Raw genomic sequence first — 19,581 nt, forward strand, 5'->3', positions numbered from 1 at the left:
TGGTTGTTTTAGACAATTACCATTAAAGGCGCTGCGGCTTTTTTATTCAAGTGTTCGGTTTAATTTTACAATCTACCTTACATATAATATTTTTGACTTATGTTATAGTTAAAATAGTTCGATATTAAGGATTATTTTATGCGTAAAATACTGATTATCTTTCTAGCCAGTTCTTTCATAGTAACCTCAGCAAACGCAAGTAGCATTCAAAATCCAACCACTAGTTGGAAAAAAATCATAAAAAAAACTGACACTGACGCAACTGTTATTGCTAGTATTCGTGATTTATCGACCGGTAAGACCTATACCTATCGCAATAGCCAAACTAAAAAAATCATGATGGCCTCTACTATCAAAGTTTCGATTTTGGAAGCACTCATGATTCAAAAACAAAATGCGGGCGAACTCTTAACGGCCGATGAAAAAGAAAACGCAACACAAATGATTATCAATTCTGACAATGATGCAGCAACTGTATTGTGGACAGAAATCGGCGGTGATGATGGTCTAAACAATTTTTGGCAGAGTATTGGTGTTAAGATTACACAAGCCACTTATTTTGGCGAAACAATGGCTACTGCCAGTCAACAAAACAAAATACTAGATCAGCTATACAACACAAAGTCACTGTTAAATACAACCTCAAAAGCTTATATTTTGTCACTGATGAGTCATATCTCAGAAACGCAAGACTGGGGCGTTAGTACAGGGGCTAAAGATGTTGCGTTAAAAAATGGTTGGATGACAGATTACAACGCTAATAATGGCACTTGGATTGTCAACTCTAGCGGTATTATTGATGATAAATACATTTTAACAATTTATACAACGGGCAATAGTGATTACCAAACCGGGGTGACATTAGTCAATAAATTAAGCAAGGCCGCAAACAAGCAGCAAAATAAAAAAGCAACAACCCCTACCAGTATTTGGGACCGAATAAAAGCGTTACTAGTTTGATTAGCAACTCAATTCCTCGTATAATAGATTTAACAACTATGAAGAAATGATGGAAATTATGACACAACTTGTAACTGCAAACGAAATGCAACAAATTGATCAATACACAATTGATGTCATTGGCATGCCACAAGATGTTTTAATTGAGCGCGCTGCAATGGCGGTAGTTGATGTCATCGGTGCCGGCAATTTTGATCTCAACCATGTTCTTGTATTAGCTGGTTTAGGCAATAATGGCGCGGACGGTGTCGCCATTGCCCGTCTGCTCTATGCACAAGGCATTAACGTTTCGCTACAATTTGTAGGCAACGTTAATCGGGCTAAAGATAGTGTCAAACGGCAGTTGTCTATTATTGAGGCCTATGGTGTTGTTCGCTCTGAAAAAAGTGACTTCAACGAAGCAACATTAATTATTGATGCTATTTTTGGCGTCGGCCTAAATAATGATTTACCAGAAGGACTGCAGAAAATGATTAAGGCAGCCAATCATATTGAAAAGCCAGTTATTGCTGTTGACATGCCCACAGGCATTGACGCAACTACTGGCGAAGTAAGAGGGGCTGCATTAAAAGCCCATACAACCGTGACTTTTGGTTTTAAAAAAGTAGGACTAACAAAACGCGTAGGTGGCTACTTGTCAGGTGATACTATCGTAAAAGATGTTGGTATGCTTGTACCAGAAGATTTTGAAATTAGTCTGCCACTATCACAGTCCGCCACACATGAGAGTGAAGCCATTTAAGCATTATAAAAAATCCACCCACTGGGGTGGATTTTTTTTGTACCAATTCTTATTTGTGATAAGGAGACCCTTGTTGAATCATAAAAGCACGATATATTTGCTCAATTAGTACTAGTCGCATTAGTTGGTGTGGCAGGGTTAACAACCCAAAACTCATCTTAAAATTAGCGCGATGTTTCACTTCTGGTGACAGTCCTAATGAACCACCAATTATAAATGTCACATCTGAATAACCATCCACCGTAATTTGATTCATTTTTTCAGCAAAAACTTCTGAAGGTAGTTGCTTACCCTCAATGGCTAAAACAATAACATAATCACGTGCACCAATTTTTTCCTGAATACGCTGACCTTCTTTAGCCATAATTTGTGTATTCTCGGCTTCACTAGCCTTTTCTGGTGTCCTTTCATCAGGCACTTCAATTAAATGAACTTTAGCAAACCGGGATAACCGCTTGGTGTATTCTGCAATGCCATATTTTAAATATTGCTCTTTTAACTTGCCTACTGTGATAATTTTAATATTCAATGTCTATTACTTATTTAACCTTTCTTAATTATTTTTAGATTCTTGTAACTGCAATTCTAATTACGTTATCCACACGAACAAATTTTATTTGTTTTTAAATAAATGCCTTTATATCAACGTTTCTTCTGTTCGCTTGTAATAGTTATCCACAGTTTTCAACTTTTTCTGATAATAAGTGGATAACTTTATAAACTCATTTTGCATTTAATTAACTGAATTTCTGTCTCTAAAACACTACTTTTCCACAGTTATTCACAATGTTATCCACAGATGTGGATAAGCACATTTGTTCGCCAAACATTATGCAATAAATTGTCTACAATGTTCGTTAATTTTAAAATTAAGACTGATTATAAGAAATAAACACGATAGAATACAGTTTACACGAACATTACAATATCTACTCACTATTTTTGTGGATAAGTCTGTTTTTGATCGGTCAATCACCAATAATTTACTTTTTTTTTAAAGAACAGGCTTTCTTATCCACTATTATACTTGATTTTTCCACATTTTTCAGGAGTTTTCCCCCAAGTTATTAACATTTACACACAGTTTTCAACATTTTCTGAAAACACACGTTATCGTCTCGTTGTCAACTAAAGGTAAAGAAAAAGCTAACGATAATCGTTAGCTTGCTAATTTTTGGGTTAATTTAACTTTAACAGTTTTCTTATTACTGTGGTGGTAGTATGTCAATGTGATCGTATCACCTAATTTGTGTTTGTATAGGACTTCACGCAGATCGGCTTGTGTCGTCACTTTCTTGCCATCGATGCCTACAATCACATCATACTTTTTCAAACCAGCATTGTCAGCCGGTCCTTTTTTCGTCAAACTCATGACCACAACACCGCCTGTGACACTATCGGGAATTTTGAGTGTAGACTTTTGATCGTCAGCAGTCACTTCTGACAAATTAACTAAACCAATGCCTATGGCTGGCCGTGTAATTTTGCCGTCCTTGACCAATTTATTGACAACGTCTACCACTTGATCTGAAGGAATCGCAAATCCCACTCCCTCAACACTAGTACCTGATGACGAAGTAGCTAATTTCATTGAATTAATGCCAATTACTTGTCCGGCAAAATTAATCAACGGACCACCAGAATTACCTGGATTAATCGCGGCATCCGTTTGAATAACAGTCGAGCCACCGTAATTTTGACCATTTTCAGAAGTCGCTTCAACGAGTCGTTTTTTAGCAGAAATAATGCCTTGTGTAACTGAAGAGGCATACTCTGAGCCCAAAGGAGAGCCAATTGCTAACACATTTTCTCCAACCGCTATTTTACTGGAATCACCAAACTCAGCTGTTGTCGTCACATTGTCACTTGCAATCTTGAGAACCGCTAAGTCAGTCATAGCATCTTTACCAACCAAAGTGGCAGTCACTTTTTTCCCATTGTGGAGCATCACTTGAATTTTAGCTGCACCGTCAATGACATGATTATTTGTCACAATAAACGCCGATTGATCTGATTTTTTGTAAATGACACCAGATCCCTCAGACGATTCTTCATAATTCTGTCCCGATTTACTAAAATTCAACACAGACACGACCGCATCTGAAACTTTATTATAAGCTGTCGTAGCAGTTGCATTTTTAGAAATCGACGACGTTTTGGTTGCCGTTGTGCGTACTGTTTGTGTGGTACTTTTTTCAAGTCCCTCTTGCGCGTATAAAATAACGCCTCCGCCGACTAAACCTGCAATGACGCCAGTTAACACTGTTTTTGTTAATGTTGATTGTGCCATATATTACACCTCTTCATGTCGTTATGTTTTACTTTATCAAGTTGAAATTAACCTAAAATTAAATTACTCTGACAAATTATCCCCAGTAAAAGCGTTGATTTTCAACGTATCTCTCTCACCGTCACTGTGAGTCACTACAAACAGCCAAACTGGTGTATAGATATCATACCCATTCACTTTCAAGGCGGAATCATAGGATAACATTCCTTTAGATAACTTATCACCAGAATTTAATTCGTTAAATCTGTACAAACTAACAATCGCGTCCTCTTCACTCAACGTAACACGTTCATCCCTTAATTCAGTGATATGGGATATTTTGGTTTGTGTAAATCCAGTGGCTTTCCCATCCTTATCATAATTCACAACGAATAACCCTTGCTGTGAAACAACAGGTAACTTATCAATTTTTTGCGAGTAAATACCTTGTTTGGCACCTTGTTCGTAAGAAAGAATCTTATTATATTGATACCCTGCACTGTATGCTAAGGCCGTTGGGTCAATCTGATTACCAATATATTTACTTGTCTCGTTTTTACTGCCGCTACTCTTAATACTTTGTGGTGTTTTGAAATTGACAGAAAGCTTCTGATTTTTGACACTAGCATCATAATCGGACACTTTGCCCGATAATGAGATTAATTTGTCAGATTGCTTGCCAGCTAAATAATTTGCATACGGTATCTTGGTGCTAAACTTGGACAACTGGATGTTTTGATGCTTCATTTCAGCAATAATACTGGTATTGGCGTCGGTTACTTGGACACTGTCTGGGCGATTACTTCGCCACCACACGAAAAGAAAGGTATCTAAAGAAATAAATAAAATGATCATCAAAATTTTTAATCTTTTAAATTGCATTTTTTAAATTGTGACTGATACTATCATCACATACCAGTCAACAGCCTTCCTTTCTTAAATATATTGTTACCCTAATGGAATTGCTTATTGATTAGCACGAGTTTTCAAATAATCATCCACACTCAACCAACCACTAGCTGTTTCAATCATCCAAGTTGGGCGCATATTAACTGCCGCATGACTATCTTTGTTGACCAGCCACTCATAACCGGGTGTTATAAAATAATAATCGCTTTCTTTGACACCAGCCTGTCGTAAACGATTAAGGACATCCGATGACTTAGGTAGCGTAACTTCTTTTTGATTGTTCGGCACGGGTACACCCAGTTCATTCAACGAATACGTGCTAATCAAGTTACCATGATTGTCCAATGTCATGTGAATCGCGCCACTTTCAGATTGATAATATACCGGCATTCCTTCAACAAATGTGCGATAGGTGACGTTTTTACCAGCATTACGGCTTTCATAAAAGCGTGTATCAGTTAAGTTAAACTGCAACAAATTAATCTGAGAAAACCCAATATTTAATCTCGCAGCATAAGTTTTATCTAATTTGCCATCAGCCTTGTTGTCTTTAAAGGTAACCGTATCAAGATCCGGATCATAGGTGACTTGTTGGTCGCTAAATTTATTCGTATAGATAACTTTATTGCCGTCGGTTGTCGTTGTTAGTTGATTCGTTGTACCCAGTAATGCTGACACATATGTCGTTGGATCGCGGTGATTCACTAAATAAGAATAAACAGGTAATTTAATATCTTTTGGAAAATTTAATCGCACGCGATTGTTCAAAAATTTAAAATTGACTGTGAGTGATTTAGGCAACTCTTCAGCTACGGCCCACATGCTGGCCGTATTAATTTTACTCAAACTCACTGTTACCATTGTTTTCGTTTGGGTATTTATAAAGTAGGCTAGATTGGATTTATCAAGTGATAACACAAAGTAATCAAAATTAAAATTTTTAATTGCAGCAATGTGTTGGTTATATCTTGCGTTAAAATAATCAATCGGCACCACATCCGGATAACGATAAACCACTGCTTGTTTTTTACTAATTGCAGCAATAATCATTGTATTTGAAACTTTTTTCTTATGAGGATTTTTAATCTCAGCAGATGTTAAATAGCTGCGCATCGTTTTGATTTGCTGATTATCAGCGTGCATCACCATATTCTGGATGCCATCCTTATCGTTGACAATATAGTTTGTAGGTCTAAATGCCGTCACCGATTGTTGATCTTGCTGACCAGATGGGCTCACATTTTGTTGTTGCCCAATAGACATAAACACAAAGGCCGTCAGTATAATCGAAATTAAAATAGCCACCGTAAGTATGACGTTCATCGTAATTCCTTGAACAGATCGATTATTCCGCATCCCAATCATCCTCCGGAACTTCGTCCACATAGGCTAACGAAATATAGAACGTTGAGCCTTTGTTTTCCACAGAATCAACCCAAATTCGACCATTGAATTTCTCAACAACTTCCTTAGAAATGGCTAATCCTAAGCCTGTACCGCCTTGAGCGCGCGAACGAGATTTGTCCACTCGGAAAAACCTGTTAAAAATGTTGTCCAAATCCTTGCGTGGAATACCTAATCCTTGATCTGAAATACTCAAAATAGCGCGTGTCTTAGTCTTAATTAGACGCGCTGTAATGGTGCCACCATCTGGCGAGTATTTCACGGCATTATTCATGATATTGTCTAGTACTTGCGTAAATTTATCTGGGTCAACTTCAACCCAAACATCTTCTTTAGTAAATTCACGTAAGATATTATATCGTTTTGACGGTGATTCATCATTTTTAGCATCGTTTTCCAAGATCATATCAAAACGATTCAGCACAAAGTTAAACAAGCTATTTAAATTAATGACTTCTAATTTAACATCCATCGTGCCCTGATCAAGTCTTGATAATTCAAGCAAATCATTAATCATACGAATCATACGTTGCGTTTCATCTTGCACAACGCCTAAAAAGTTCTGCGCCATGTCAGGATCATTGATTGCACCTTCAGCAAGCGCGTCCACATACGAACGCACAGATGTTAATGGTGTGCGCAATTCATGAGACACGTTCGAGACAAACATTCGCCGTTCAGAATCTATACGTTGCTGTTCTGTAATATTGTGTAAAACTACAACTAATCCGGAAATAAAACCAGATTGACGCTTAATTAATGACACATAGGCTTGTACTAATAAATCCTTGCTATCATCCGACAAATCAACCCGAAAATCATCTAAGTTCTCAAGCATTTCCCGCAAAGTACGCTTGTTTTTCAGATGTAATAAATCAATAACATTCTTTCCCAAAGCTTCTTCACGGTCAACACCAACAAAATCAGCAGCGGCTTGGTTAATGATGGTCACTTCACCACGTCGATTAGCGGCCAAAACGCCATCGGCCATGTGTGTCAAAACCGAATCCAAACGATTACGTTCTGCGTTAACTGTTTCCGTTGACTCTTCGATACGCATTGAAAGTTCGTTCACCGACATCGCCAATTGACTCAATTCATCGGAACCATAAATATGATTAACCATTGAGTAATCACCATCAGCAATTTTGGTCGTCTGTTCATTAATTTGCTCAATTGGTCGTGTTAGCGTTCGCGCCAAAAAGAGAGCTAACGCAATACTAGCGACAAGCGCAACCAAGCCTGCAATGATAAACAACTTCATAACGTTGTTAATGTTTTTATAGACTGGCGATAGACTCGCTTTGACCACAATCACGCCGGGGACATCTTTAAGGCGACCGTTAGTCACGCCAAGCGGTGTTGTCATCAATTCTTTGCGATCGCCACCTTCATTAATGGTCCGTGTTTGTAAATATGATTGATCACCAGCCAATGCTTTTTGGGCGTTGATGTCCGTCGTTTTTTGTCCAATGGTCTGCTGTCCGGAAACAGAAATTGTCCCACGGATTGTTCCTGTTTTGTCAATAACTTGCGCTTCTTGTATATTTGTATTATTTAATCCAGACAAAACATCCTGAATTTGATGATTGCCAGATTCTGTATCCTTGTCTCGGAGCGCTGTTGTAATTTGATCCGTCAAATATTTTGGCAATGTAATTTGCTGTTGAAAGGTCGCTAAATTTTGCTGTTCCATTTGCCGTACGAAAAACGCACCCAATAATTCGAGTGCGATAATCATTAGCAACACGAATACGAGTGCAATACGAAAGCGAATAGATTGAAAGAATTTAGTCATTGCCGTCATGTCAGTTGTGCTCAGATAAGAGCTACGATCTCCCTAGTTATGTACGCGGTCAAGCCGCTTATTTTTTACTCTTCTGATGGGCGCAAATAATAGCCAACACCCCGTCGAGTGGCTAACCAATTAGGATGGCTGGGATTATCTTCTATTTTTTCACGCAAGCGACGCACGGTAACATCAACGGTGCGAACATCCCCAAAATAGTCATACCCCCATACCTGTTGTAGCAAATGTTCCCGCGTCATAACCTGGCCAATATGTTGTGCCAAATAGTAAAGCAATTCAAATTCTCGGTGAGTCAATTCAATGTCAGCACCGTTTTTGGAAACCATATAAGCTTGAGGATGAATAGTCAGATCACCCAAGTGAATGTCTTCTGTACTATTAAATGACTCTTCTGTACTTTGAGCAACTGATTTACGGCTACGTAAATTAGCTTTCACACGTGCTACAAGTTCACGGTTAGAAAAAGGTTTAGTCACATAATCGTCAGCGCCCATTTCAAGCCCTAGCACTTTATCAATTTCACTATCTTTAGCCGTTACCATGATAACTGGGATATCTGACTTCGAGCGAATTTGACGCAATACCTCGATGCCATCGACTTCTGGCAACATTTGATCAAGCAAAACAAGATCAGGATTTTCATCGTTGTACATGTCCAACGCTTCACGTCCGTCAGCTGCCGTCACAACATCGTAACCCTCTTTTGTTAAATTAAATTTGATAATATCTGAAATTGGCTTTTCATCGTCTACAACTAAAACTTTACTCATGCAGAACTCCTATCATAATAAGTGTATTCTAAGTACATTATAACATTTTCAACAGCTAAATGTGTTTATCGTCGGTATGTCCTACATTATAAACAAGCACCTCATTACTCTAAAGCAATCATGATGTTCACAATTTCGACACACCACGACACTTTGATTGCAAATTCATACTTACAAAAAAACCAATCACATCAAATGATTGGCAAGATTGCTTGAGACAAGACTTAATGACTTCTGCGATGGAAACGTGTTTTGAAAAGAGAACTAATGGCTTCATTGTTACTGATGCGACGAATAGCTTCACCAATTAACTCACCAACAGAAACAATTTCTAGTTTTTCAAACTTCTTTTCTTCTGGTAAATTAATTGAATCTGTCAAAATAACCTTTGTGAACACTGAATTTTGCAAGCGTTCCACTGCTGGACCTGAAAATACAGCGTGTGAGGCCACAACATAAACCTCTTTAGCCCCATGAGACATGATTAATTGTGCACCCTGAGTAATGGTTCCTGCTGTATCAATCATATCATCAATCATAATGGCAGTTTTACCTGCGACATCACCAACAATGCTGCCAATTTCAGCAACATTTGGCTTTGGTCTGCGCTTATCAATGACCGCCACTGGTGATTCTAATCCTAACATGTTGTTAAGGTTACGCGCACGTGTCATACCACCATGATCTGGTGAGACAACAACCGAATTTTGCTTGTTAGCTATACCTGACTCAATCAAATAATCAGCTAATAAGGGTGCCCCTTGTAAATGATCCATTGGAATATCAAAAAATCCTTGAATTTGGGCAGCATGCAAATCGAGTGCCAGCACACGCGTTGCGCCAGCACGTTCCAGCATATTAGCGACAAGCTTGGCAGTAATTGGTTCGCGAGAGCGTGCTTTACGGTCTTGACGTGCATAACCATAATAAGGTAATACAACATTAATTTGATTAGCGCTAGCTCGACGCAAGGCATCAATCATAATCAACAGCTCCATCAAATTATCATTGACAGGCGCAGAAGTGGACTGAATCACAAATACATTATCACCACGAATACTTTCTTCAATGTTAATTTGCACCTCACCGTCAGCAAAGCGTTTAACAGAAATTTCACTCAATGGCACGCCCACTGAATCAGCGATTTTTTGAGCAAGTGGTTCATTTGAACTCAACGAAAAAAGTTTCAATTTAGGTTCCGGCATGTCTAACTCCAAATTTTTATAGGTAAAATATCACTACTACACCCATTCTATCAAAAAAAACGTCTTAAATACATAGCTAACCGAATTTTAAAGTCAGTTTATTATGCCAGAATAAAACGACCACAGATGAAACTGCAATCGTCGATTAAAATTACCATATTTATGCTTCTAAAGCTTTTGATAAGGCTTGTAGGGCATCATCATAGTCAGGCTCTTCAGAAATTTCCGGTACAATTTGTGCATAAATCACAGTACCTGTTGCATCCAAAATATAAACAGCACGTGTGTCAAAGCCAGTATCTGGCACATATAACTTTGTTGCATAGCCAAATGATTCTTGTTCATCTGACAACATTCTCAAATTGTGCACACCTTCTGCAGCACACCAATCGCGTTGTTCAGCAACTGTGTTTGTTGATACAGTGATGAAATTAACACCATCGAATTGATCAACAGTTTGATTAAAATGGCGTGTTTGCAGTGAACATGTATCAGTGTTTAGATCTGGTACAACAGAAATAAGCGTGACTTTACCTAATAAATCAGCCGTTTTAACTTTTTCACCTGATTGGTCCAGCAACTTGAAGTGTGGCATTGCCTCACCAACTTTTGTTGGTTCCCCTTCTAACTCAACTTCTTTTCCACTTAATGTAACTTTCATCTTCTGCCTCCTTGGCTTATATCAGTAATCATTTTTAGATGGCACTATTTTAGAACATACTTCTCAAGTGCTCTTGCAACGCCGGATTCATTATTGGAAACTGTCTCAACATCAGCAATGTCTTTAATCTTTTTAATAGCATTACCCATAGCAACGCCCAGACCCGCGACTTCAATCATTGAAAAATCATTTTCTTGATCACCAATTGCCATTGTATCTTCAATATCAATATTAAGGGACTGTGCAAGCGCAGCTAAGGCATTACCTTTTGAAGCCTTCTTATTAATAAATTCCAAATTATTAGCAGTTGATCGAATAACGGAAACTGATTCAGTAATCACTGTTGGAATCAGTGACTGAACATGGTCTAATGCATCAGACTCATCGTTGGCAATGCCTTTAATGATTTCAACTTTTGCCAAATCGTTGATATCGTCAACGACGTGCAATGGTAATTTGACTAAAGCATTTTCAAAGCTCGCCCATCGGTGAACCAGATGGTTGGTTGTATAAGCAGCATTTTGACTTTCTGCCTGAATATATGTGTTTTGTTCGCGCATGAAATCATTAATTTGCTGATATTCCGATAAACGCAGTGCTGCTTGAAAGAGAATGCGAGAACCATCAGCAGTTTGCATTAAACCACCATTATGTGTAATGACAAATTGCTCACTACCGGCAATTTCTAACTGATCTAAAATATCTTGCACACCTGGTAAAGGACGTCCTGTTGTAATCACAATTTTAACGCCTTGTGCCATGGCTGCTTGGATAGCTGACTTCACGTCAGGTGTAATTTGTCGATCATCGTTTAATAGCGTGCCATCAATATCAATGGACACAATTTTTATTTCTGACATGTCTGAGCTCCAATTTTAGTGTAACTACATTATAGCAAAAAGTAATCGCTTTCAAAACATGGATTACTATTTTATTAATTAAACTGTTCTTTTTTCACGCAACATCACAACAGATAAATACGTAAACCAAATGCTGATGCCCGTTGCAATCAACAAAATAATTGCGGCGCCGACATTGCCGATAAACGCGGAAACACTTACAATCGCAGATGAAATAATAAAACCTACTGGTCGCATTGCGGCACTAAAACCACTATAAGTACCAATTTTTTGCTGATTCATCATTTCCGCGCGCAATGACTGCTGCGCTGGTGTCACAATCATTTCACCTAATGTCAGAAAAATTGCCACCAAAAATAATGGCCAAAAATCATTCAATAAAAACGACAAAGCAAAACCGGCCCCTTGCATTGCAGTTCCTACGGCAGTTGCTTTCATGTTTGACCACTTTTGAAAAAGCTTAGTCATAGTTCCCATTAATAACACAATCATTAATGTGTTGGTCACAGTAATTACGGAAAGCATTCGTTGACCGAAAATTTGCACGCCAAATATAGTTGTATTATTAAAGCTCTGTCCTAGGTGCGCTGCTAAATAATAATCAGGTGACGAAAAAATAACTGTCGCTCCGATAGCAGCAATCATAAACTTAAGATAACGTTTATCGGCAAAAACTTCTCGATAACTTTTAACTACTGACCAGACTGACTGGCCATGAACCGTACGCTTTGAGGCGGGAAAAGTTTCAGTAATCCATAAGACAACAATTACCAAACTCAACAGCGCCCCTAATGCTGTGCCCAGAAGCAACTCGAAACGGGCTGTTTTGAAAAACCAGCCACCCAAAGCCGCCCCAATCATGACCGCCAAATTAATGACCCAATAGATCATGGCATAGATGAATTTACGATTTTGTAATGTCGATACATCAATCATCATTGCTTCTTCTGCTGGTGAAGCAAAGCTAATACCCAAAGTCGCCATTAAAAAACCAAAAAAAGTTAGATATGGATTAATGTACAATGGTGAATTCATTGCAGCTGCTAGAATATAACCAACTGTCATGGTCGTAATGCCACCAATCATCACTCGTTTTCTGCCCCAATTATCAGCTAAATGACCACCATATAGACCGGCTAAAAAGCCAGCCACTTGCACTGCCACTAATAATATACCAGTTACAAGAGGACCAAAATAATCCACATAATATATTGTCATATTTGGGCCCACTGAAGAACCGATTGCAATTGTGATAAACATCATCACAATTCGCAATTGAATATTGCGATCTAATTTAAAAAAATCAGACATAATTTCTCCCTCGAGCCTGTGATTTATCACCAGACAATTTATACTTAAAATAATAAAAATAAATTATATCATATTAAGGGCTATGCGCTGTGCTTTTATTAGAATATCGTCGTCTAAATAATTTGGGTCACTGCTTATTTTTTGTGCGTCTTTGATTGATAACCAAGTCACTTGCTCAACTTCAGAAGTTTGAATTTTTAAACTGTCCAATGGCTGAGTAATGCTAGTGACATATAAGTCATCAAACCAATCTTTTTCCCAACTAGTCCGAATTCGTTCAAATTGCGTTGCCTGTGCACCCAATTCTTCGACAACCTCTCGTTGAATACCTTCTAATGATGTTTCCCCTTGCAAAACTGACCCACCAGTCGCCAAAACCCAGCCACCTGGTAATGCCATTTTTTTGAACGATCGCTGCTGAACAAGTAATTCCCCGTCTTGGTTAAAAACTAGCGCATTAGCAACCATATGGTAATCACCTTGTGCCAGCGGTTCACCACGTCGATGGGTTCGCCCAGTGAGTTGTCGTTGACGTGTATAAACGTCCCATAATTCGCCTAATTTATCAGCACGTTGATCACTCATGAATAATGATCTCCGTTAATTTCTTCGCATCACTAATGATATAATTAGGCTGAGATTTTTCCAAAATCGCCTGGTCATGCGATCCCCACGTAACTGCAATTGTATCAATCCCTGCAGCATTGCCAGCGTCAATATCAAACGTTGCATCGCCTATCATTATAGCTTGCCTGTCGTCAATATGGTGCTCTGCCATAGCTTGCAATAAACCACCAGGTAATGGCTTAAATGCCACAACGCGATCAGAACCGTAAATATCGCTAAAATATTGGTTAATATTAAGAATCGCTAAATTGCGCTGCGCTACCGCAGACTTTTTACTTGTCATAATAAACATCTCAACACCAGCACTTTTTAGTTGTGCCAATGCTGACACTATTCCCGGAAATACTGTTATTGTATCTGCGGACTCGCCACTTTGATAAGCGGCACGAAAATTAGTATATAATGTCTGCAGTTCTGACGGGTTTAAATCTTTAGCACCTAATTTAGAAAATGATGTTTCAATCGGAACACCCTGATAATGCACAATGTCTTGCGCGTCAGGAACGGGTAATTTTATTTGTTTAAATGCTTGTTGCGTTGCCAATACTGATAGTTTTTCGGTATTTGCTAAAGTACCGTCAAAGTCAAAGAATGCTGCTTTTTTCATTTGATAACCTCTTCTATTTCATTGAAAAACTGACCCACCTCACTAACACTCTGGGCATGAGAACTATAAACAACGTCAATACCCATATCAAAAGCTGAGGCAGCCACATCTAACGCTGGATAGGTATCACCATAACCAACGTCATTGAATCCAGCAGCATTGATTTCTAACTGATAGTCACGCGTCGCCATCATTTGAAATATATCACCTATCTGTTTGTAAATACTATCATCAAAATCAGGTAAATTTAATGTCTGTTGGAAACGCTTAATAATACCAAAATCAGCAATTCGGATAGGTTTATTGACACCAATAATTGCTTCAACACTCTGGGCCATTAATGCAAAATAGCGTTGGTAGAACACCTGAGGTGTTGTTAGCGTCTCAGCAAAATACCTGCTAATGGTATCAACATTATCATCAATACGACGCAATATACCCATATCATCTGGCATAAAGTGCACTGACAAAATTACTTCATCTACCCACTCTGCTTGTGAACGCAAAAATCGACGCATTTGATTTTCATAATCCGAAAAGTAGTTGATTTCAAATGCACGTTTAATAAGGATTTGATTTTGATACTTATCAGCTACCCGATCCACTGCTAATTTGTAAGTCGTCAAATCATCTGACGTGAGACCTAACTGTGATCGGTTCACATTTGATTCATCTGGTAAAGGTGCCATTGCAGCGATGGTGTATTCTTTAAATCCAAGTGAGATTGCACGTTCAATTAAATCATCTAAGTTGTCATTGTTTTTGTGATCTATTAGATTAGGAATGTGTGTATGTCCGTCTTTTTTTAACATGATTTTTCACCTTAATTTTACTCAATACAACCATTCTACATATTTGCAAAGCAAAAAGCGAACCAGAGTTATCTGATTCGCTTAATCTCTCACTCATGGTGAAGTCGCACTTTGTCTTACTTAAGTGCTGACCACTTCCAGTCAGTGAATTCTTCGATATCACGTCCTTCGTTACGAGTGACTTCGAAATGCTTTGCCAATGTTTCATCCATCTTAGCGATAAATGTATCAGCGGCTGCTTGATCAATCTTACCATTTGCTGACAAGATTTCTGCTGCTTCCTTAGCTTGGTGGAAACGATCCAAGTGTGAGTAAACACGCATGTCATATGTCGTTGTGATGTCACCATCTTCACGATAACCATGAACGTATACATCACCTTCAAACTTACGCTCGAAGAAGAATGATTCAATCAAATCTTCATACGCGTGGAAGCCAAAGATAACTGGTGTTTCAGGTTGGAAGAACTTGTTAAATTCTTCGTCTGACAACTCACGTTCGTCGTTCATGTTAGGTTCTGACTTCTTCTGCAAACGTAGCAATTCAACAACGTTAACATAGCGGAACTTAACTTCTGGGAACGCCTGGTTAATCAACCACAAAGCTGCCAAAGTTTCGATTGTTGGTTCTGTACCAGCAGATGCAAATGTAATATCAACATCACCAGAAGGTGCAGTAGAAGCCCAATCTATAATCTTCAAGCCTTCGTTAGCCAATACATCAGCTTCGTCAGTAGTAAACCACTGTTGACGTGGTTGTTTTGAAGCAATCAACAAGTTAACCTTCTGACGTTCTGAGAATGCACGTGCTTGAACGGCCAACAATGTGTTACCATCGGCTGGCAAGTATTCACGGATGAAGTTTGACTTCTTTTCAGCCAAGTGAGTCAATAGACCTGGATCTTGGTGAGTGTAACCATTGTGATCTTGTTGGAACGCCGTTGACGTTGCAATCAAGTTCAATGATGGGTAATCATTACGCCATGCTTGCTCTGAAGCGTGACGCAACCACTTGAAGTGTTGTGTAATCATTGTGTCGACAACACGTAGGAATGATTCGTATGAAGCAAAGATTCCGACACGACCTGTCAATGTGTAGCCTTCCAACCAACCTTCTGCTTGGTGTTCTGACAATTGCGAGTCAATAATACGACCTTCAGGACCTACATATTGGTCATTTGGCTCTTTAACTTCTTCCATCCATTGACGGTTAGTACTGTTAAAGAGACTCCACAAACGGTTTGACATCGTTTCATCAGGACCAAACACGCGGAATGATGTTGGATTCAACTTTGAAACTTCTTCCAAATAATTTGAAAGTGTTGTCATATCCATGTTTTGTGTTTGCTTTGGCAATTCAGTACCACGATTATCATCTGTGATATCGTTGGTAAATTGACGCCAATCAGGCAAAGTCAAGTCTTGCGCCTTTTCACCACGACGACGACCGCCGTTAGCAATTGGGTTAGCTGACATGCGCTTGTCACCCTTAGGTGCAATTGCCTTCAATTCATCTTTCAATGAACCGTCTGCGTTGAACAATTCTTCTGGCTTGTATGAATTCATCCATTCTTCGAATTGTGTCAAAGTTTCAAGCTTGTTTTGTGCCAGAGGCAATGGCACTTGGTGAGCACGGAATGAGTTTTCGATTGGATCACCATTCTCATCATGTGTTGGACCACCCCAACCCTTTGGCAAACGAGCAATGATAACTGGCCATGCAGGAATTGTACCATCTTGGTACTTACCGTTTTCACGCGCATCCTTTTGGATAGCTTGGATATCTTCAATTGCTTGATCCAAGACCTTAGCTGCTAATTCGTGATAAGCAGTGTAGTCATGAATATCATCGTTTTCGATGAAGCGTGGTGAATAACCCAAACCTTCAAAGAACTTTGTGATTTCTTCATCAGACATACGTGAGAAGATTGTTGGGTTAGAAATCTTAAAGCCGTTCAAATCCAAAATTGGCAATACGGCACCATCGTTCTTGGCGTTCAAGAACTTTGTTGAGTGCCATGATGTCATTGATGGACCAGTTTCGGCTTCACCATCACCAACAACTGCAAAAGCAATTTGGTCTGGGTTGTCCAAAACGGCACCAAAGGCGTGTGATAATGAATAACCTAATTCACCACCTTCATGCAGTGAACCTGGTGTTTGAGCTGTCATGTGCGATCCGATTCCACCTGGGAATGAGAAGCGCTTGAACAAACGGCTCATACCTGCCAAATCTTGTGTGATTTCTGGGTAATCCTCTGTATATTCGCCATCCAAATAAGCGTTTGTGACCATAACTTGACCACCGTGACCTGGACCACCGATATAGAACATGTTCAAATCATACTTGTTGATCAAGCGGTTTGCATGTGCATACAAGAATGTTTGACCTGAAATGGTTCCCCAGTGACCGATTGGCTTTACTTTAACGTCTTCGGCTTGGATTGGTGTGTTTGTTACTGAGAACAGTGGGTTACTCTTCAAGAAGATCATCCCAGCTGACAAGTAGTTGGTTGCACGCCACCACTTATCAACGAGTTCTAAGTACTCTTTTGAATCGAAATCTGCCATGAGATTAAGTACTCCTTATTTTTTGAGAGAATCGTAAACCACGAACCTATTTCCGTTATTTACTCTTACAGTATAACTGATTTTAGTAGTGAGTTCAAGAAGAAAGATTAGATTGGTTCTGGTCTATTGTTTTTTTGGTTGGCGCAGATAAGATTTTGGTACGGTCCAATTTTTTGGACTCTAAAAAAAAACTGCTAAATGCAGTATTTCATTCTGAGTCAAGACTGACAAAGGCATTATAACGAAGATATTTATAGTGCAAGCGCATTGTTGAAAATTCAAGTGGCGTACCATCATCCATGAAAAAAATACCTTCCATAATCCCAACTGGCTCTTTTTCCGATAATTTTAATAGCTTCTGATCTTCTTCAGTTGATGGTTCTGCCATAATTGTCATAAACGACTTTGTAACTGAACGGTGTTTATTTTTTTCAATATATTCATAAACTGAACCTGAAACAATATCACGATTCAGACCTGGTAAAACGCTAATCGGCACATAACCACGCTCAATCATAAATGGCACACCTTCCAAACGACGTAACCGTTTTATTTCATAAACAAAGTCACCCTCATTTAAGAAAAGTGCTTGTTGCTGCTCTGGCGTTGCTGGGATGACCTTGAAATCTATTAATTCAATTGCCGGTGCTTTGCCGTCGACACGAAAAGAATCAGAGACACCAAGATTTGATCCTTCATGTTGGAAAATAGCGTGGTTCTTCAAATATAATGGATTGACAAAAGTACCACTGCCACGTTTTTTGAAAATGACCCCTTGTTGAACAAGCACATTGAGCGCTCTTTTGATTGACGAACGTGAAACATCATACTGTTCAGCTAATGATCGCTCATCTGGAAGTTTCAAATTAGCAAATTCGCCTTGATAAATTTTTTGTTTTAAGTCCGCTTGTACGGTAACATAGATAGGTTCTGACATAATGTTAATAAGTATATCACATATTGGTCTGACCAGTCATTTCATTGGTTGTTCCAATTGTGGTAAAATATGAGCATGAGTAAAAAGAAAATGAAAAAAACATTGCCCGAGCAGGTAATGGATAAGCATAACATTCCATACGAAGCGCTGTCTCTCAACATTATTGACAAATCAGAAGCCGAACGTGATGCTATTTTAGAAACGTTTCACGTGAAACATGATGATATTTATAAGACCTTAGCCGCAGAAGGTGATAAAACTGGTCCAATTGTTGCTGTGCTCCCTATTACATCACATCTATCGTTAAAAAAGTTAGCGGCAGCTTCTGGTAATAAAAAAGTCAGCATGTTGCCATTAAAAATATTGCAAAAAACAACTGGCTACATTCACGGGGCCAATAATCCTGTCGGTATTTGGCAAAATAAGCACTTCCCAATTTTCTTCGAGCAAACTGCTCAAAATGCACCGTACATTTTGGTAAGTGGTGGTGAATTAGGTCGCTCTGACAAAATTAATCCCGTAGATGTTGCATTACTGGTTGGTGCCTCATTCGTAGATTTACTAGAACATGACTGATTGGCTAAATATGGTGGGCGAGCAACTGCTTTTTTTCTTTATCCTACCAATTATTATTGTTTATTTAGTAGGTAGTCTCTCATCCTATTTGACAGATCAACTCAATCAGCGACTAGGTCATAATCTTACGGCTATCTTAAGCTTTTTTGGCGTCGTAATACACGAATTAAGCCACTTGACTGTCGCCTTGATTTTTCGGCATCACATTGTCAGCTTTTGTCTCTGGCAAATTAGTGAGGACGGCATATTAGGTTATGTTAATCGTGAATATAATCCAAAAAGCTATTATCAACGCCTAGGCAATTTTTTTATTAGTTTAGCACCCATTCTTGGTATATGCCTAACTATTTGGTTCTTGTTATCCTTTGGCTGGATTACTGGTTGGCACATTAGAAATATCATTATTGTCTTCATTTTAGTCAGTCTGTTGTTGGGATTTCATCTTTCTCAAGCTGACTGGCAAAATTTTTGGCGAGGAACACCTTTTTATCTGACACTCATTGTAATCATCACTACCATCAAATTTATATTTTTCCAATAAAAAAAGCGCA

19 protein-coding genes are annotated in these 19,581 nt (G+C 38.7%); 4 read left to right on the forward strand and 15 right to left on the reverse strand.

The genetic code is table 11. From position 1 onward, the window contains the following. The first annotated feature begins 138 nt into the window (after positions 1-138). Together IEU71_RS03705 and IEU71_RS03710 are read left to right on the forward strand one after the other, a co-directional pair. Positions 139-960 (forward strand): serine hydrolase, encoded by an 822-nt coding sequence (locus IEU71_RS03705; RefSeq protein WP_004911061.1) that lies wholly within the window; start codon positions 139-141, stop codon positions 958-960. A 58-nt stretch (positions 961-1,018) separates the two neighbouring features. Continuing rightward, complete coding sequence (locus tag IEU71_RS03710) at positions 1,019-1,702, forward strand: NAD(P)H-hydrate epimerase (RefSeq protein ID WP_036066484.1); 684 nt, start codon at positions 1,019-1,021, stop codon at positions 1,700-1,702. A 49-nt stretch (positions 1,703-1,751) separates the two neighbouring features. Here the strand turns inward: IEU71_RS03710 and rlmH are convergent, their stop codons facing one another. From rlmH to IEU71_RS03785, 15 genes are all read right to left on the reverse strand, one after another. Continuing rightward, positions 1,752-2,231 carry a 23S rRNA (pseudouridine(1915)-N(3))-methyltransferase RlmH gene (gene rlmH, locus IEU71_RS03715; RefSeq protein WP_004911067.1) on the reverse strand — a complete coding sequence of 160 codons (480 nt, stop codon included), beginning with the start codon at positions 2,229-2,231 and terminating at the stop codon, positions 1,752-1,754. A gap of 630 nt (positions 2,232-2,861) precedes the next feature. Beyond that, positions 2,862-3,992 (reverse strand): S1C family serine protease, encoded by a 1,131-nt coding sequence (locus tag IEU71_RS03720; protein WP_004911070.1) that lies wholly within the window; start codon positions 3,990-3,992, stop codon positions 2,862-2,864. 63 nt (positions 3,993-4,055) lie between these two features. Next, on the reverse strand, positions 4,056-4,787 hold the full coding sequence (yycI, locus tag IEU71_RS03725) for a two-component system regulatory protein YycI (RefSeq protein WP_188349630.1): 732 nt from the start codon (positions 4,785-4,787) through the stop codon (positions 4,056-4,058). 150 nt (positions 4,788-4,937) lie between these two features. Then, the gene (gene yycH, locus IEU71_RS03730) at positions 4,938-6,236 is read right to left on the reverse strand and encodes a two-component system activity regulator YycH (RefSeq protein WP_036066464.1); all 1,299 of its coding nucleotides are present in this window, start codon (positions 6,234-6,236) and stop codon (positions 4,938-4,940) included. Next, positions 6,226-8,091, reverse strand: coding sequence for a cell wall metabolism sensor histidine kinase WalK (gene walK / locus IEU71_RS03735; RefSeq protein ID WP_036066468.1), 1,866 nt, complete (start codon positions 8,089-8,091; stop codon positions 6,226-6,228). Before walK ends, yycH begins: the two co-directional genes overlap by 11 nt. 65 nt (positions 8,092-8,156) lie before the next feature. Further along, complete coding sequence (gene yycF / locus IEU71_RS03740) at positions 8,157-8,864, reverse strand: response regulator YycF (protein WP_004911084.1); 708 nt, start codon at positions 8,862-8,864, stop codon at positions 8,157-8,159. Between the two features lie 224 nt (positions 8,865-9,088). Continuing rightward, a complete protein-coding gene (locus tag IEU71_RS03745; RefSeq protein ID WP_004911087.1) occupies positions 9,089-10,069 on the reverse strand; it encodes a ribose-phosphate diphosphokinase in 981 nt (326 codons plus the stop codon). A gap of 160 nt (positions 10,070-10,229) precedes the next feature. Then, positions 10,230-10,730: a thiol peroxidase gene (gene tpx, locus IEU71_RS03750; protein WP_004911091.1), complete on the reverse strand. Its 501-nt coding sequence runs from the start codon at positions 10,728-10,730 to the stop codon at positions 10,230-10,232. Between the two features lie 44 nt (positions 10,731-10,774). Continuing rightward, positions 10,775-11,590 (reverse strand): Cof-type HAD-IIB family hydrolase, encoded by an 816-nt coding sequence (locus tag IEU71_RS03755; RefSeq protein WP_004911093.1) that lies wholly within the window; start codon positions 11,588-11,590, stop codon positions 10,775-10,777. 78 nt (positions 11,591-11,668) lie between these two features. Further along, complete coding sequence (locus IEU71_RS03760) at positions 11,669-12,901, reverse strand: MFS transporter (RefSeq protein ID WP_004911095.1); 1,233 nt, start codon at positions 12,899-12,901, stop codon at positions 11,669-11,671. Positions 12,902-12,964: 63 nt separating this feature from the next. Continuing rightward, entirely contained in the window at positions 12,965-13,486 is a 522-nt protein-coding gene (locus IEU71_RS03765; protein WP_004911099.1) for an NUDIX hydrolase, read from the reverse strand. Continuing rightward, a complete protein-coding gene (locus IEU71_RS03770) occupies positions 13,479-14,135 on the reverse strand; it encodes an HAD family hydrolase (protein WP_004911102.1) in 657 nt (218 codons plus the stop codon). The genes IEU71_RS03765 and IEU71_RS03770 overlap by 8 nt, the downstream gene beginning before the upstream one ends. Continuing rightward, the gene (hisJ, locus tag IEU71_RS03775) at positions 14,132-14,947 is read right to left on the reverse strand and encodes a histidinol-phosphatase HisJ (RefSeq protein WP_004911106.1); all 816 of its coding nucleotides are present in this window, start codon (positions 14,945-14,947) and stop codon (positions 14,132-14,134) included. The genes IEU71_RS03770 and hisJ overlap by 4 nt, the downstream gene beginning before the upstream one ends. Before the next feature lie 116 nt (positions 14,948-15,063). Then, a complete protein-coding gene (locus IEU71_RS03780) occupies positions 15,064-17,517 on the reverse strand; it encodes a phosphoketolase family protein (protein ID WP_004911110.1) in 2,454 nt (817 codons plus the stop codon). A 208-nt stretch (positions 17,518-17,725) separates the two neighbouring features. After that, on the reverse strand, positions 17,726-18,454 hold the full coding sequence (locus IEU71_RS03785; protein WP_004911113.1) for a GntR family transcriptional regulator: 729 nt from the start codon (positions 18,452-18,454) through the stop codon (positions 17,726-17,728). A gap of 75 nt (positions 18,455-18,529) precedes the next feature. Between IEU71_RS03785 and IEU71_RS03790 the strand changes: the two genes are divergently transcribed. Both IEU71_RS03790 and IEU71_RS03795 read left to right on the forward strand, forming a co-directional pair. Beyond that, on the forward strand, positions 18,530-19,030 hold the full coding sequence (locus tag IEU71_RS03790; RefSeq protein WP_036066487.1) for an aminoacyl-tRNA deacylase: 501 nt from the start codon (positions 18,530-18,532) through the stop codon (positions 19,028-19,030). Beyond that, positions 19,023-19,571, forward strand: coding sequence for a hypothetical protein (locus tag IEU71_RS03795; protein WP_036066470.1), 549 nt, complete (start codon positions 19,023-19,025; stop codon positions 19,569-19,571). Before IEU71_RS03790 ends, IEU71_RS03795 begins: the two co-directional genes overlap by 8 nt. Positions 19,572-19,581: the final 10 nt, after the last annotated feature.

Source organism: Leuconostoc falkenbergense, assembly GCF_014634805.1.
In the GTDB taxonomy this organism is placed as follows: Bacteria; Bacillota; Bacilli; order Lactobacillales; family Lactobacillaceae; genus Leuconostoc; species Leuconostoc falkenbergense.